At 61.1% G+C, this 16,662-nt stretch carries 11 protein-coding genes; 9 read left to right on the top strand and 2 right to left on the bottom strand.

Going from position 1 to position 16,662, the window contains the following annotated elements; genetic code table 11:
* The first annotated feature begins 227 nt into the window (after positions 1-227).
* Together AC1U7K_RS18565 and AC1U7K_RS18560 are read left to right on the top strand one after the other, a co-directional pair.
* On the top strand, positions 228-413 hold the full coding sequence (locus AC1U7K_RS18565; protein WP_480253325.1) for a hypothetical protein: 186 nt from the start codon (positions 228-230) through the stop codon (positions 411-413).
* An 845-nt stretch (positions 414-1,258) separates the two neighbouring features.
* On the top strand, positions 1,259-1,618 hold the full coding sequence (locus AC1U7K_RS18560) for a hypothetical protein (protein ID WP_480253324.1): 360 nt from the start codon (positions 1,259-1,261) through the stop codon (positions 1,616-1,618).
* A 66-nt stretch (positions 1,619-1,684) separates the two neighbouring features.
* On the opposite strand, the gene AC1U7K_RS18555 is transcribed toward AC1U7K_RS18560, so the two are convergent.
* On the bottom strand, positions 1,685-2,212 hold the full coding sequence (locus AC1U7K_RS18555) for a DUF4136 domain-containing protein (RefSeq protein WP_480253331.1): 528 nt from the start codon (positions 2,210-2,212) through the stop codon (positions 1,685-1,687).
* 712 nt (positions 2,213-2,924) lie between these two features.
* Here AC1U7K_RS18555 and AC1U7K_RS18550 point away from each other — a divergent pair.
* The 4 genes from AC1U7K_RS18550 (at position 2,925) to AC1U7K_RS18535 (ending at position 6,951) form a co-directional block, all read left to right on the top strand.
* Entirely contained in the window at positions 2,925-4,202 is a 1,278-nt protein-coding gene (locus AC1U7K_RS18550; RefSeq protein WP_480253323.1) for a 4Fe-4S binding protein, read from the top strand.
* A 27-nt stretch (positions 4,203-4,229) separates the two neighbouring features.
* A complete protein-coding gene (locus tag AC1U7K_RS18545; RefSeq protein WP_480253322.1) occupies positions 4,230-4,409 on the top strand; it encodes a DUF5989 family protein in 180 nt (59 codons plus the stop codon).
* A 159-nt stretch (positions 4,410-4,568) separates the two neighbouring features.
* The gene (locus AC1U7K_RS18540) at positions 4,569-5,756 is read left to right on the top strand and encodes an SGNH/GDSL hydrolase family protein (RefSeq protein ID WP_480253321.1); all 1,188 of its coding nucleotides are present in this window, start codon (positions 4,569-4,571) and stop codon (positions 5,754-5,756) included.
* Positions 5,757-5,889: 133 nt separating this feature from the next.
* Positions 5,890-6,951, top strand: coding sequence for a hypothetical protein (locus tag AC1U7K_RS18535; protein ID WP_480253320.1), 1,062 nt, complete (start codon positions 5,890-5,892; stop codon positions 6,949-6,951).
* 94 nt (positions 6,952-7,045) lie between these two features.
* Here AC1U7K_RS18535 and AC1U7K_RS18530 read toward each other — a convergent pair whose 3' ends face one another.
* Positions 7,046-9,166, bottom strand: a complete 2,121-nt coding sequence (locus AC1U7K_RS18530) for an amylo-alpha-1,6-glucosidase (RefSeq protein ID WP_480253319.1) — start codon at positions 9,164-9,166, stop codon at positions 7,046-7,048.
* A 515-nt stretch (positions 9,167-9,681) separates the two neighbouring features.
* On the opposite strand from AC1U7K_RS18530, the gene AC1U7K_RS18525 reads away from it, so the two are divergent.
* The 3 genes from AC1U7K_RS18525 (at position 9,682) to AC1U7K_RS18515 (ending at position 16,644) form a co-directional block, all read left to right on the top strand.
* On the top strand, positions 9,682-12,771 hold the full coding sequence (locus AC1U7K_RS18525) for an FAD-binding and (Fe-S)-binding domain-containing protein (RefSeq protein WP_480253330.1): 3,090 nt from the start codon (positions 9,682-9,684) through the stop codon (positions 12,769-12,771).
* A gap of 32 nt (positions 12,772-12,803) precedes the next feature.
* Positions 12,804-14,579, top strand: coding sequence for a glycoside hydrolase family 15 protein (locus tag AC1U7K_RS18520; protein ID WP_480253318.1), 1,776 nt, complete (start codon positions 12,804-12,806; stop codon positions 14,577-14,579).
* Positions 14,580-14,892: 313 nt separating this feature from the next.
* On the top strand, positions 14,893-16,644 hold the full coding sequence (locus AC1U7K_RS18515; RefSeq protein WP_480253317.1) for a thiamine pyrophosphate-dependent enzyme: 1,752 nt from the start codon (positions 14,893-14,895) through the stop codon (positions 16,642-16,644).
* The last annotated feature ends 18 nt before the right edge of the window (positions 16,645-16,662 follow it).

Below are 16,662 nucleotides of genomic sequence, written 5' to 3'. Positions count from 1 at the left end.
TCCTGGCCAGCGTGGCTCGATTTTGTCAGCGCACTTCAGAGACAGGACACTAGGCCGCGACGGCATTGGCGTCCGGCACAATTCGAGACCCATACCGGTTGGCATACACCCATGTGACTTCGGCGCCGTACAGACGAGCAGCAGAAAGCCGTCCCCGCGAGCGCCAGAAACGAGAAGAAGCGTTGTCGAAGAAAGGCCATGACGCCGACGCCCGGCTTCGGAGCGACATGCCAGACGGCGTCAAGCGCATCCTGCAATTGTTGAAATACGCCGGAGGCACCGAGCAGCAATGTCCCGAGGCCAATAATGGAGGCGATCAAGCCATGCGAGGGTTTCTGTGCTTCCTGGAGCATCTGCTGCAAGGCGTCGGCGCTCGCCGAGCCCATGAGGTCACTATTTGTGCAAAGAGATAACCGGAGGCGGCTTCGGTCCCAAAGACGAACCCGGCGATGGCGATCACTACGACGAGCAGCGGCACGAGCGCAAAAATCGTGTAGTAGGCAAGGGCGGCGCCGAGGCGCGGGGCTTTATCGGCACTCCACTTGGTAGCGGCATCCTTCGCAAGCCGCCACCAAGCCTTCGGCTGCCGGAGAGAGAGGGTCGGCTCGGAGACATGGGCTCCTCCTAAAGCTCGGAGTGCCTCGTTGTTTTTCTCGCCCACGAAGGCGGAGACATCCTCGGCCATGCGAAGCAAAGGAGCAAAACTGAGACCAGGTTCTGCTCATCTTAAGATCTCGGGGCACCAGTTGCAGGCTGGTGAGCGGAGGGCGCGAAGTGTCCTGACTGAGACAATACGGACTGCCTGGCGCATCGTCGCGCTCAAGTCAACCTTGTCAGGGGACGGAACCTCATGAAGGAGAGCCTGGTGATGGTAGCCCCCGATGAACCCGAAAGCGAAAAGCGGCGCCATGCTGACCAGCCAAAGCACATCGAGGAATGCTCAGGCGCCGTACGTTGACGATGAGCGAAATGCCTCGCACGCCAGGAGGTGGAGTGCCAGGCACGACGAGGCCGTCATAGAAGACAGCACAATCTGGCGGACCGCCTCGGCGAGGAGCGGAAGAGCCCGAACTTGGCGTGCACGCGGGCCGCCCATCTTACCTCTCGTCATGATGAGGCACGCAACTTAGCGCCTCCGAACCTGTCATTTGTGACATTTTCTTTTCGTGTCATCCAGGCATACGGTCGGTACCCCTGACAGACAACAGGGTCAACGTAGGTTTGTACCCGGGCCATCTTGTGACGTGAGCAAGTGTCGATGCCGGATAGTGCGACCCATACTCCGGAAACAGAGTCGCTGCCTTTAGTCAACGCAGCCACGCAGCCCGGGATGGAGACGTTACAGGCCGTGGAGCAAGGCGTCAGCACGGTCGGTGGCGAATTGTGGAAATTTTTTCACCAACTTCCCTATCACGGGGCAGGCGTGGGTTTCGGCGTGGGTCTTGGCGCTGCCATGCTCGTCGGTGTCCCCGAATTGGTGACGGCTTGCTTCGCCGCCTATGTCAGCTATCGAATCTTCGCGTACGGCGAATCTCTGTGCGATGCGATTGAGAAGACCATCAAGTTCGAAGGGGGCACGCTTCCCGACGCGGAGATAGAGAAGCCTGTTCCAAAATAATGTTGGCGCCTTCATTCCTCGGGGACACTCAAGGCACCCCCTACAGCGGTCTGCTAGCCGGCTCTTCTACTTTTTAATGACGCTCGCTTTGCCGGGAGACTGGGCCGGTGGGTAATTCTCAAACGCTTTCGCAACCGCCTTGCGTCCCATTTCCATGTTATTCTGACTACTGTCCTCCAAGTTACTGACCATCGTCGCCCGCCACACCAGATCCTTTTTGGTCGGCTCGATGAGATCCACGATCAGCGTTCCCCCCTTGTATTCATAGATCCGCGGCCCGCCATACGCGTAAAGACCCCGTGGCCCATAGAAGCCGGTGTTCTCGATTTGCTGTTTCACCTGCGTTCCAATCCAGTAATGGACCAGGAGGTCCGGATGTTGATCGAGGCTCACCTGCTGCAGCCCTTTACTCATGAGCTCCTGTCCCACCACGGACTCAATCCGTTTGCGAGTGAGCGAATTGTCCAAGGCCGTGCCTCTATTCAATTGACTCAGTCCGATAAATGCGAAGGTCCGAAATCGATTGAAATCCACAGAAGGATCGAAATCTGTCTTCACGTTTGGACTCGTGCACGCGGCGAGAAGCCATATCATTCCGAGGCATCGCAAGAACGATCTCTTGACGCCCCTCATCAACCACTCCTTTGCCTGATTCAATCCCTGCTTCCTGGCGGAAAGACCCATCATGGCTCCGGTCAATCGTCAGGAAGATCCCTACCGGCAGTCATGCTCCGTGTACCGAATGACCGCGAATCGGCCAACTGTCACATTTGACAGGTCTGGCAGGTTCCACGCGTCTTTAGTTGGTTGTCCCCGTGCAGCGCCGACGCACGATCGCTGAGGTCCACAGCGCTCCGTCCACATGGTTCTGAGGAGCAACTGGACCTGCATAAAGTGAAGGATTGTCCGGCTCAGATCGTCGCCAATCGAGTTGAAGTCTTGCGCCAAGACAAAGATAAACCACTCTGGCCGACGGGACACGCTCACCACTGAATCCCACGTTGACGTCCCTATCCCTATTGAGACTCTTCCTTCGCCGTAGGGCTGATCCGCAAGGCCAATGTAGTTAGGACTTCAGTCCAATAGACCGCATCACGCGAAAGGGCGCAGCATAGCGGCAACTGATTACGTACTTTTTGAGCCACAGCATGACACCGGGACGGTTTGGCCGCGAGATCTTCCACCCCTTCGAACCGCCCGCGCTGCTCTCAATCCGAGTCGCCTTCACCGTCAGCCTTCCGTCCCCAATATGCCATCCCTTCGGCGTCGTGACTCACGCATCCACTCGGACATCGAGAGGCCTATCATGACTCCTCTTCCTGTTCTGACTCCCGCAGCCGCGCCTGTGCCGCTCATCCCGGTGGAGGAGCTCAAGCATCACGACCATCATGACGCCTGCGGCGTCCCTGGAAGCCCCACCCGATCTTGGCGTCACCGCCTTCGAATGATCTCACTGGCATTGGTGCACGTGTATATCGCCGTCCATCTCATTTCCTGGCACGTCTTCGGAGTTCAAATTTGGGGCAAGACGGCGATGATGGGGGTGCCGTCACTCGCCAAAGGAACGGTCAACGCGGCGGCGATCATGGTCCTGCTGATCCTGGCTTCCATCTTTATTTTTGGTCGAGGCTTTTGCGGCTGGATCTGCCATATGCGCGGGGCGATCGAGTTCGCCGATTGGCTCCTGCGCAAGCTCAAGGTCGCTCGCTATCTGAAGATTCGCGAAAAGAATGTCCTCGTCACCACGCGCTATCGATGGATGTTACGGGTCGGCGCACTGTTCGTCCTCCTCCTGCCCGTCATCATCTTGATCCATCACGTGGGCTTTGCGCCCAAGGTCAACGTCATGTCCCCGCCGCCGCTCGCCGACCTCCCAGGGTATCAGAACAAGGCCTTTGCCGAGACCGCGCCCATTAATTTTCCGATCCGGGCAACCTGGAACGACATTCTCCTGGCCTTCGGAATGGCGGTGTTCATTCAATTTACGATGAGCGTCGTGCTGAACCTCTTTTATGGACACGGCGCCTTTTGCCGCATCTTGTGCCCCTACGCGGCGATGATGGCGCCGCTGATGAATATTGCCAAGACGCAGCGCAAGATCACGCGCGTCGCGCAGTGCACGGGCTGCCGGTCCTGCAGTCAAGCGTGTCCCCAGGGCATCGACGTCAGCCGTGAGATCTTCCATTTCAACGGGAAAGTCATCAACCGTGAATGCATCAAGTGCTACAACTGCATTGATGCGTGCAATCACGGTGTGTTGAAGGATACGGCCGCCCCGGCCGTTCCGCAAATTGACCGGCTCAAGCCGTATGAAAAACGGCCGTGGCAGCAGGAGCTCGTGCGGAAAGACGGCTACATGACCGATGCGAAACATATGCAAGTGTACGAACCGCTCGGGCCGGTCGCCGATTTTGCCTCGATCCTGGCCGCGCTCGTCGGTGGTGGGATCACCTCGCAGCTAGGCGGCTTTTGGTTTTACCCCGGAGCGATCTTGTCCTTTATTGTGTTTCGCCACGGCTGTTTGGGAGCCTACAAGCTTGTCAGCTCACTGAAACAAAAGACGGTCCGGGCAACGGCGCCGTAAACCGACGGACCGCAGACAGGAGACATCATGACCACATTGACGCACGTGAAGGATTACTTCGGGATGGTGAAAGAGTTAATGAGTTTCCTCAAGCAGACGCAATCGATGTGGTTGGCGCCCCTCGTCTTCGTGCTCTTGCTCTTGGCGACGTTGGCCTTCTTTCTCGAAGGCAGTGTGCTGGCGCCAGCGATCTACAGCATCTTTTAGCCCGCTGAGAGGGCTGGTCTTGATTGATGTGCCGGCAAGCTGGGCCTCCATTCCAGCCCTCTAGACAACATGTCGCATTCGCGCATCGGTCGGTCCCCGAACAGAGTCAGACGGCATGTCACCACAGGCCGGTCGACCGACACGCGCGACCCTCGCAGCATGCCCTTGCGCCGATCCGTACCGAACAGGAGCGGCATCGACTGCACGGCGGAAACCTCCTCGTTCTCGGCGCGCTTCATTCGCGCCTACTCCTACGTCGGCGCGTTCTTTCTGAGTTCGCTACTGATCCTGATCGCGGGACACTCTCTTATCGGCCTCTACATCAGTCTTCGCCATCACGGCGAAACCGATCCACGGGCTTCCTTGCCGGTTTATGCGAACTTTCCTGACCGCGAGCAGCTATGGAAGGATTTTGCACAATTCTCCACCGAGTTCGAGCCCTACATCCATTGGCGCTGGTCCCCGCTGACGACCAAGCATGTGAACATTGAACCAACGGGGTTGCGCCGGACGGTCAAGCAGCCGCACCTTCACGCGAAGAAAGTGTTCGTCATGGGCGGATCCACCGTGTGGGGAACGGGCGCGCCGGACGCGATGACCATCCCCTCGTTTCTCCAAGCTGCATTGGGGCCCGACTACGACGTCTACAATTTCGGTGGAACCGGTTACGTCACGACCCAAGAACTCAACCAGCTCTTGAAAGCGCTCAGCAACGGTGATGTGCCTGATTACGTGATTTTTTACGACGGCAACAATGACGGGTATGCGGGTACCTACTCTCCGGCCATCCCCCGCGATCCGCAAAACGTCCGAAAACGAGCAGAGGCCCAAGCGAAGGCCGACTTGTCCGCCATTCGCCTGATTACGGACCTCTATGAGCGTTCCAACTATTCCAAACTCTTTTGGCGCCTTCGAGAGCAGCGATTAAAGCGCTGGGACCAGAGCATCGAAGGGAAGGCAGCCGTGCTCGCCGAACAGGTCTTGGACTCCTATGAAGCGAACATCCGACAAGTGAACGCGTTGGCCAAGGAGTACGGCTTCACGGCGTATTTTTTCTGGCAACCCAATCTGTTCAATCCCCTGAAGCGTCCGGTTTCGTATGAAGCGCGGCTGATTGCCGATGCATCTCCTGTGTTTATTAAATCCCAACGACAGGTCTATTACGCGGCCAAGCGGCGCCTCGTGAATCGTGAAGAGGACCGCATCTTTTTTCTCGCCGACCTGTTCAACGATGCTTCCCACCCCGTCTACTTGGATTGGTCGCACACCTCCCCGGATGCCAACAAAGCCATAGCCGCCGCCATTTACGATGCCGTCAAGGCCGACCTGCTCGCTGTACGGCCGTAGCCTCGCGACACCCTGCCCCTGTTGTGCCGACATCACGATGATGACCCGATCGACTGGAATGTCAGTCGCCGCCCGTCGTCATCTTTCCTGCAATCCTGTTCTCTTGACGAACACCGCGGGCTACGATTCTGCCATGAGGCTGCTTATCGCCATGAGACGGCTTATCGCGTTGTTCACCCTCTTGTTCTTGCACACCGTCTGCCCATTAGGGCCGGCCGGAGCCGCGCCTCCCGTTCGGGGATATGCGGTGGCGGAAGAAGTCATTGTGCCGGGTGAAGCGCCGGACCTCGCCCGTGTCACGGCCTACACACGGGCACGGCTGAAACTCATCCAGCAGCTTGCCGAGATCGTCCACGATCAAACACCGTCACCGGCTCTCAGCGGAGAGGACTTGGAGGCCGCCATCGCGGATCATGTGACGGTGAGGATCCTTCGCGAAGTGCAACGGGAAGAGATGGAGAGCATGCATGTGACCGTTGAAATCGAAGGGACGGTGGAGCCGCGTGCGTGGCGGACGGCGACGCTCCACACAGGCTTGTTTCGCCAAGAGAAGGGTGAGTTGTCGCGTCTCCAGGCCACTGCGAACGGTCTTCGCGAGGACATGGGGCGCGAGGCGAACGCAGACCGGCGCATCGAGAAGCAACTTCAACTGGAGCGGCTCGATATCGAAGCGGTTCGGCTCGCCTGCTTTGCGCCTTACGCCTTGGCCGGGGAAGGATTCTGCGCGGACTACCGCCGGCAAGCAGGAGATGATTTCCGCCTCGTGTCCATCGTCCTGGACTGCGGTGGCGATCCAGCGTGGCGCGTCTTCTCTCCGTTTCACCGAATCGCGGCGTTCCTCAGTGAACATCTGCAGACATTAGAAGAGCACCGGGAAACGCCACACGAGGTGTTGGAGAAGCACCTTCGGCATAAACAGGCCGTGTTCGCGGCTCATCCCTATCTTCACCGCAGCAAGCAGGCCCAGCTCTTCGACCCCGTCACATGGAGCGACACGCAGGGCGCGCGACGGGAGATCCCGATCACCGACTGGAGTCGAGACATGGTCATGACGGTGCTTCAGCATGAGCTGACCCTGTGGCAGGGCATCACGATCGGCTGGCATATTATGCGCGATGGCTTGACCAACAGCGAATGCGCGCAAGCGCACCGAGACGCCACGGAGCCGTCGATCGCCAAGCGTCCGCCGCCGTAAGCAAAGCGGAGCGTGACGGAACTGTACTGATAGACCGAGAACCGTGTGGTGCGTGAGCAGCCGGGATACCCGGGAAGCACCGAGCGGCCCAACCTTACGAATCCGGATTCGTGTCCTCATCCAGCACCACGTCGATATCTCCTTCGCGGCTGAGGATTTCAACGTCGACGTGCTCCGCATCCCGACGAGTCACCGCGAAGCTGACGAGTCCGTCTCCAACGGAAAGATCGCGTACGTCCATACGAGTGACTCCGCTGGGCAGGACTGGACGCACGAGTTGCAGACGACGGGCAAACGCATCCGGCACCACGCCCAACAGACTGATGACCAAATAGGGAATCGCGCCGGAGGACCATGCTTGCGGATGATCGGCCTTCGGATGCGGAACGGGATACGGCATCTCGGTTCGGCCGAACCCGCAAAAGAGCTCGGGCAGCCGCCGCGTCGGCAGATGATCGGCGGCCTGAAGGAGGCCGTCACCAATGGCTACGGCTTCCCGATCGAACCCATATTTCCTGAATGCCCGCGCGATGAACGCATTGTCGAACGGCCACACGCTCCCGAGCTCATAGCTGATCGGGTCATAGGCCGGCTCGTCCGCCGAGAGCGTCCGCACGCCCCATCCTGAGAACATCGCCCCGTCCATCAGCCGCTTGACGACGTCCTGGGCGTGCTCGTGCGGCACGATCCCGGTCCACAGTGCTTGCCCGGGGTTGGAAGAGATGGCGGCGGCCGGCACCTGGCCCTTTTGAAGGGCCAGCGCGTAGAACCGGCGATCTGGCAGCCAGAACTGCTGATTGAAACGCGTGCGGAGCTGTTGTGCTTCGGCGATCAAGGCAGCCGCCTGTTGTTCGTCGCCCGCGCGCCAATACAACTCGGCCATGCCCCGCCTAGCCATATACGCGAACCCTTGCGCCGCGACGAGTGCAATCGGCTGTTCAGCTTGACTGCCGTCCGCATTGACGATCGCCTTGCTCGAGTCCTTCCACCCGTGGTTGTCCAACGGTTCGTCTTTTCGACTGCTGTAACTGACGAAGCGCGTCCCGTGCGCGTCCGCCTGCTCCATCCATTCCACGGCTCGTGTCACGTGGGGGCGGAGCTCGTGAAAGAGCGACAGCGTCCCTTCCCATCGTGCATGTTCGGCCAGCAGGATCAAAAACCAGAGCGTGGCATCCACCGTGCCATAGTAAGGCGCCTGCCCGGCCAACTGCAGATGAGCCGCCTCACCGAGACGCAGCTCGTGCAGAATCTTCCCGGGTTGTTCGTCTTTCCGCTCTTCGTTGCGTTGCCCTTGATACAGCGCGAGCAGGCGTAGCGTATCGGCGGCGAGCCTTCGGTCGTAAGGAAGACATTGAAGCGCTGCGACCAGGCTATCACGCCCGAAGAGGCCGACGAACCACGGGGCACCGGCCGCGAGAAACCGGCGTCCGTTGAGCCGGCACTGCAGTGTATGCCAATCGAGAAAGCAGTTCGCGAGCAGTTCGTTCACCGATGCGTTGTCGGAGACCACGTGCGGGAGCCCGGCGAGCCACACGCGACGCTCGTCTTCCAACCGTCGCCGCCGCTCCTCGGCGCGATCGTCTTGGCCGACTTCGGTCTTGACGACTGCGCCTCGCGGTATCTCTGACAAGCGGACGGTCACCGATGTGACTGCGTGTCGATGAGGAGGAATCGTGACGCGAATCTCCGCTCTCTCATGCTCGATGACATGAGGTCGAGGCTCGAAGTGGACGGCCACGCGGCGGCGAATCTCATCTTGGCCGTTGTAAATCCAAATCAGGCCGTCGCCGAGCCGTTCTACGGGAAGGCGCGTGCCCAACTCCTTCGGCGCGACGCCTTTCAACGCATAGATGTCCTCAAAGCCCGCCTCCAGCGTGAATGCGACACGGAGGTCGGCCGCCTTCTTTCCATAATTCGTGATCGTCACCGTGTCGTGGAGTGCCAGGGCCTCGGCATCAAGGAACCGTGCCAAAGCCACGTGCAACGTCTGATCTTTGAGTGATGAGTCCTGCGAAGCATCGCCTTGCGGCAACGTCGGGTTGGTGAGATAGACGACGCCCTCAAACCCTCGAGCGGTGGAAATCAGCGGTTGCAGCGGCTGTCCATTGATCGTGAGCTCGTAGCGACGCAAGAACCGACAGTCATGATAGAAGAGGCCGCGCCCCTCGGCATCGGGCCGGATGCCACCGTCCCGGTCGGAGACGACGAACAGCACATCGTTTTTCAGGATCGTCGTATGAAGTAACGATGCGCGTCGGAGAGGAATGATTGGTGGCGACCCCCGGCGCTGTGGCGTTGTGAGCCAGGAGCCGCGCCGGCCATGGCGAGCGGAGGCGACAACGCCATCGTAGGGACCAGAGCCATCGAAAACAAAAAGTGGCGCCGACTCATCATCGTCTGCTCCTCATCTTCGACCGATCACACACCGCGGGTTGTCTGCTGACCATTGTACGAAAAGCCGAGGCCAGCACACATATCGGCAGGGCTCCGACATATCACGCGACTCTCGCCCACGTCCACGTCGAGCCGACCGAGAGCCGACGTGGCCGTGCGGTTGGTGCGATTTCACGGTACTGATGTCGCCCTACAGCCTCGATCGCTTCCCCCCGATGGCGCTTCATCGATACAACGCGCTAGCGTGCGGTGAACTGCGGAAAGGAACGAGTGGCATCCTCGCTGATTACCAACATTCGAACACCCTCGGGGCAGAGACGAGCCATCGGCGCTGAAGTGGATCTCCTCGGCCTTGAACGCGACCTACGCCGGTCGCTGGAAGGCGAGGTACGGTTCGACCCGGGCAGTCGCGCCCTGTACGCCGCGTCGGGAGCGATTTACCGTCAGGTTCCGATCGGCGTGGTGATTCCCCGGACGACGACCGACGTCATTCAAGCCATCGCGACATGCCGCCGATATGGTGCCCCGGTGCTCTCGCGCGGCGGCGGCACGAGCCTTGCCGGCCAAATTTGCAATGTCGCGGTCGTGCTCGACATGTCGAAGTACCTGCACCGCATCCTGTGGCTCGATCCGTCGACGCGCCGTGCGCGCGTCCAGCCCGGCGTCGTACTCGACACGCTGCGCAACGCGGCCGAACGCCACCATTTGACGTTCGATCCGGACCCTTCCACGCACAATCACTGCACGCTCGGCGGCATGATCGGAAACAATTCCTGCGGCGTGCACTCGCTGATGGCCGGCAAGACGGATGACAACATCGAGGAGTTGGAGATCCTCACCTACGATAGCCTTCGCATCTCGGTTGGGCGGACGCCCGAAGAGGAGCTCGACCGCATCATCTCGGCCGGCGGCCGGCGAGGCGTCCTCTATCGACGTCTGCGCGACCTGCGCGACCGGTATGCCGACGTGATTCGGAGCCGCTATCCCAACATCCCTCGACGGGTGTCCGGCTACAACCTCCCGGCCCTGCTGCCCGAGCACGGCTTCGATGTGGCGAAAGCCTTGGTCGGCTCGGAAGGCACCTGCGTCACGGTGTTGGAAGCGACCGTCCGTCTCGTCGAGAGCCCGCCCGCGCGCACCGTCCTCGTCCTCGGGTATCGCGACATGTACGAAGCCGCCGACGACGTGCCGAATCTGCTCGACTACCAACCGCTGGGTCTCGAAGGGATGGATGCGATGCTCGTCGAGGCCATCAAGGTCAAAGGCCTGCACCCTGAACGTCTGCAACTGCTGCCCGACGGCGCCGGCTGGCTGATCTTGGAATTCGGCGGGGAGACGGTCGACGAATCCAATGCGAAGGCCGCTCGGCTGGTGGCCGCACTAAAGGCACGGGCCCATCCCCCGAACATCAAATCGTACGACGACCCGCGCGATGCCGCGCATGTGTGGAAGATCCGCGAGTCAGGCCTGGGCGCCACGGCGCGAGTCCCGGGGCAGCCCGACACGTGGGAAGGCTGGGAGGATTCGGCGGTGCCGCCGGACAAGCTCGGGCAGTATCTGCGGCAACTGCGTGCGCTGCTCAATCGGTACGGCTACGGGTGCGCCTTCTACGGCCATTTTGGGCAAGGCTGCCTGCACACGCGCATCGACTTCGACTTCAAGACTCGAGACGGCATCGCCAAGTACCGCGCCTTCATCGGCGAAGCCACCGATCTCGTCGTCGGGCTCGGTGGTTCGATTTCCGGTGAACATGGGGACGGTCAGGCACGGGCCGAGTTCCTCCCGAGAATGTTCGGGCCTGAGTTGATCGCCGCCTTTCGCGAGTTCAAGTCGATCTGGGATCCGGCCGGCAAGATGAACCCGCACAAGGTCGTCGACCCGTATCGCATTGATGAGAACTTGCGCGAAGGTCCGGATTACGCACCGCCAGAACTTCGCACACACTTTAAATTTCCTGAGGACGATGGGAGTCTGGCCCGCGCGACCATGCGGTGCGTCGGGGTCGGAGAATGCCGGCGTGACCACCATGGGACGATGTGCCCCAGCTATCGCGCCACTCGGGAGGAGATGCATTCGACACGTGGCCGCGCGCGTCTGTTGTGGGAAATGCTCGAAGGCGATCCGCTGCGCGGCGGATGGCGGGAGCCGGCGGTCGCCGAGGCCTTGCATCTCTGCTTGGCGTGCAAGGGCTGCAAGAACGAATGCCCGATGAACGTCGATATGGCGACGTACAAGGCCGAGTTCTTGTCCCACCACTATAAAGGAAGACTCAGGCCCCGCGAGGCGTACTCAATGGGGCTCATCTATTGGTGGGCGCGGTTGGCCTCACATCTGCCCGGGCTTGCGAATCTCCTCACGCAGACCCCTGGGATCCGCGACCTCGTCAAAACCGTCGGCGGCATCTCGGTGCACCGGCACATGCCGCCCTTCGCGACCCGCACATTCAAAGATTGGTTTGCCGGTCGCCGGCCGCGAAACACGAACGGGCCGCGTGTACTGCTGTGGCCCGACACCTTCAACAATTACTTTTTCCCGGAAACTGCGGCGGCGGCCGTGGAGGTTTTGGAAGCGCTCGGCTTTCACGTGACACTGCCCAAGGCGTCGCTGTGCTGCGGGCGGCCGCTCTACGACTTCGGCATGCTGGACCTCGCGGAGTCGTTGTGGCAGCAAATCCTGACAGTTCTACGGGATGAGATCAGAGCCGGCACGCCGATCGTCGGGCTGGAGCCGAGCTGTGTCGCCGCGTTTCGGGATGAGCTGATTCAACTGCACCCGACGAACGAGGATGCGAAGCGCCTCAACATCCAGGTCCTGACGCTCAGCGAATTTCTTGAATCCAAGGCTCCGCACGTGCCGTTGCCACGACTCCGACGCAACGCAGTCGTGCATGGGCACTGTCATCACAAGGCCGTGATGGGATTCGGGGCGGAGACGGCAGTGTTGAAACGGATGGGCCTCGCCGCCGACGTCCTGGACTCCGGATGCTGCGGCATGTCCGGATCGTTCGGCTTCAAGCCGGGCGATCACTACGACGTCTCGCTGAAGATCGGCGAGATGGTGCTGCTGCCCGCCGTCCGGAAAGCGCCGGCCGATACGTTGATCCTCGCCGACGGCTTCAGTTGCCGCGAGCAGATCGCGCAGACCACGGACCGCCGCGCGCTGCATCTCGCACAAGCGCTGTTCATGGCGTTGCGCGAAGGTCCGCACGGCGCACGCGGTCCATATCCGGAGCGTGGCTATGTTCGGCCACGTGCCTTTCACCGGATGGCCTCCCGGCGTGAGACCGCCTGGCTCCTCGGCACGGCCGCCCTCCTGATGGCGGGAAAGCTCACGGCCCGTGACCGACGACGCGGCCCGGATGTCAACGGTGGACGAGCCGACCAGCGCCGGCTCGCTCCGAGGGCGCGTGTGCCGGCTCAGTCCTAGCGATCGTCTGTTCGGGAGTCGAACTGCTGCGTATGCCCGACCGCTTGGAGGACTACGCCGTCATCGGTGACATGCAGACGGCCGCTCTCGTCTCCCGTCACGGCTCATTGGATTGGCTGTGCCTCCCACGTTTCGACTCCGGGGCGTGTTTTGCCGCCCTTCTCGGGACGCCGGCACACGGCCGATGGCTGCTCTCGCCTTCCTCACTGACGCTCGAGGCACGACACGGGTATCGCCCGGACACGCTCATCCTCGAACGTGAACAGGCGACCGCCGAAGGCCGCATCCGCGTCGTCGAATGGATGCCGATTGGCCCTGACGGTCCGACGGTCATTCGTATCGTCCAAGGCTTGAGCGGTTCCGTCTCAATGACGATGGAGTTACGCGCCTGCTTCAATTACGGCGCGATCGCACCGGCGATGACAGAGATCAGAGAAGGCTGGCAGATTTCTGCCGGAGCGCATGTCCTGCGGTTCCAGGCCTCAGTCCCGGTGAAACGGGAACATGAGGCACTCGTCGGACGTTTTACGGTCACGGCCGGAGAGCAGGCGATCATGTCCCTGTCATGGCAAGAGGCCGATCAGCGCGCCCCTTCGCCCGCTGATGCTGAACAAGCTCTGGCCGCCACTGAGCAGTGGTGGCGGGACTGGATTGGCAGCTGTCGGTATCAGGGGCGGCACCGTGACGCAGTCTGCCGATCCCTCATTACGCTGAAGGCCCTGACCAATCTGAAGACCGGGGGCATTCTGGCGGCCGCCACCACGTCGTTGCCCGAACAATTGGGCGGCATGCGGAATTGGGACTACCGATACTGCTGGCTACGGGATTCGACCTTCACCCTGTCGGCCTTACTGCACGGCGGCTTGACGGACGAGGCCAGAGCCTGGCGAGCATGGCTGCTTCGAGCCGTTGCCGGTGATCCCACGCGGTTGCAGATCCTGTACAGACTCGACACCGGGCATGATGCGCCGGAGTACGAAGCGGATTGGCTGCCGGGGTACCACGGTGCTCGTCCTGTTCGCATCGGGAATGGGGCGGCTCGGCAACTGCAACTGGACGTCTACGGCGAGATCATGAACATGCTCGACCTCGCCCATCAACACGGAATCCCGATCGAGCCAGACGTGTGGGACCTTCAGTGTCGGCTGCTCGGGCATCTTGGCAATGTATGGCACGAACCCGATCATGGGATCTGGGAAGTACGAGGGCCGCGGCGCCACTTCACGCATTCGAAGGTGATGGCGTGGGTGGCGTTCGATCGTGGCATCAAGGCCGTGGAGCGATACGGGATGAAGGGACCGGTCGAGGAGTGGCGGCGTACGCGCGGGCACATTCGACAGGATATCGAGACGCGCGGCTGCACGCCGGGCGGTGGCTTCGTTCAGTATTACGGTGCCGAGACGGTGGACGCGAGTCTTCTCCGGCTGCCCCTGGTCGGGTTCATCGATCCGACCGACCCTCGCGTGCATCGCACGGTGGCGGCCATCGAGCGCACGTTGCTGCAGGAAGGGTTCGTGCAGCGGTATGTGAACACCGAAGAATTGGATGCACTCCCTCCCGGTGAAGGCGCGTTCTTGGCGTGCGGGTTCTGGCTCGCCGAAAACTACGCCTTGATGGGACGCCGGAAAGACGCGTGGGAGCTGTTCAAGCGGATCGCGGGCGTGCAAAGCGAGGTCGGACTGTTATCGGAGGAATTCGATGTGCACGCGCGCCGACTCGTGGGCAATCTTCCCCAAGCGCTCTCGCACGTGGCGTTGGTCAATGCCGCATGCCGGCTCGAAGCGTGTGAGACGCACGCCGGAGGGTGAGAAATGAAATGGATGAGCGCGATCGGTCACACTTCTGCTCGCTGCGGGCATACTCTTCATGCAATCAAGTTTGAATAGGAATGTTGCGTGCGGAATTGCACAAGCGGCACAGGCGGGTCTCGTTTGCAAAGCCTTGTCCCCTCGCGTCGTACAGGCACCGCAACTGGCCCTGATCGAAGGTTAAACATGGACCGGGTTTACGTCCCCTGCCACACCTACCGATCACTCTCACCTGTGCCGATACCTTCCTTCGCCGACGCTCGGCATACTAGCTTCGTCGAGACGCACTTCCAAGGAACAGAGAGGGATCGCAATGGCCAAAACCGTCGCAGACATGGTCGTCGAGCGGCTGATCGATTGGGGCGTGGACACGATCTTCGGGCTCCCGGGGGATGGCATCAACGGGTTGTTTGAAGCGCTCCGAATCAATGAGGACCGGATCAAATTCATTCAAGTCCGGCACGAGGAAGCGGCAGCCTTCGCCGCATGCGGGTACGCCAAATTCAAGCGGCGCCTCGGCGTGTGCCTTGCCACATCAGGCCCCGGTGGCATCCATCTTTTGAACGGCCTGTACGACGCCAAACTCGACGGTCAGCCGGTGCTCGCGATCACCGGACATACCTTTCACGATTTGATCGGCACGCATTTTCAGCAGGACGTGGACTTGGACAAGGTCTTCATGGACGTGGCGGCGTATAACGAGCGGATCATGGGCCCGACGCACGTGTACAACGTCATGGACGAGGCGATCAAAACGGCGATCTCGCGCCGGATGCCCGCACACATCACGATCCCTAAGGACATTCAGGATTGGAAAGAGAACGGCGCGCGATCGAAGATGAACATCCCGCATCACAGCGGAGGCATCTACACCGATCCACTGCCGTTGCCGCCACGGGCCTTGCTCCAGCAAGCGGCCGATATCATCAATGGGGGGAGCAAGGTGGCGATCCTGGCGGGCGCCGGCTGCCTCACCGCCCGGGATGAGATTCTCCAGCTCGCGGAAAAAGTCGGCGCCCCGATCATCAAGCCCTATCTCGGCAAGGGGGTGGTGCCCGACGATAGTCCGTACACCACCGGTCCGATCGGTCTGCTCGGCACCGCCCCTTCGCAGGACGCAATGGAAGGTTGCGATACGCTGATCATCGCCGGGAGCAGCTTCCCGTACGAAGAGTTCTATCCCAAGCCGGGCCAGGCGCGCGGCATTCAGATCGACATCGATCCCGCGCGCATCGGTCTGCGGTACCCCGTTGAAGTGGGCTTGGTGGGGCAGTGCTGGGACGTGCTGCGCGCATTGCTGCCGCTCGTTCAGCCCAAGAAGGACCGCCGTTTCTTGGAGACGATCCAACACAGCGTGCAGCAGTGGAATCGGCTGATGGAGGAGCGGGCCAGCCGGATGGACATGCCGATGAAACCGCAGGTGATCGCGCATCAACTCAACGAGTTTCTCGCTGACGACGCGATCATTTGTTGCGACACCGGCACGATCACCACCTGGGCGGTGCGGCATATCAAGATGCGCGGCAACATGATGTTCTCCGGCTCCGGCAATCTTGCGTCGATGGCGAACGCGTTGCCCTACAGCGTGGGCGCCTCGGCCGCATACCCCGGCCGACAGGTGGTCTGCTTCATCGGGGACGGCGGGTTCAGCATGCTGATGGCCGAGATGGCGACCCTCGTGAAATACAACATGCCGGTCAAGGTCATCCTGATCAAGAACAACGTACTCGGGCAGATCAAATGGGAGCAACTCGTGTTCGAGGGCAACCCGCAATTCGGGGTGCAGCTGCACCCGATTGATTTCGCCGCATACGCGCGCGCGTGCGGCGCGCCTGGGTATACCGTCGAGGACCCGAGGAAGGTGCGCGGCGTGCTCGCGGAAGCGTTCCGGCAGCCGGGGCCGGCGCTCGTGGAAGCGGTCGTGGATCCGACCGAGCCGCCCATGCCGGGGAAGATTACGACCAGCCAAGCGCTGCACTTTGCCGAAGCCTTGGCGCGCGGCCAGAAGGACCGTTGGGAGATCATCAAGACGGTCGTCGAAGACAAAGTCCGAGAAGTGGTCTGACGGTCATGGAACGAGGCG

The sequence above is a fragment of the Nitrospira sp. Vd2 genome, assembly GCF_979581665.1.
The sequence above is the reverse complement of the archived record's forward strand: the minus strand, read 5'-3'. Positions and strand labels throughout refer to the sequence as shown.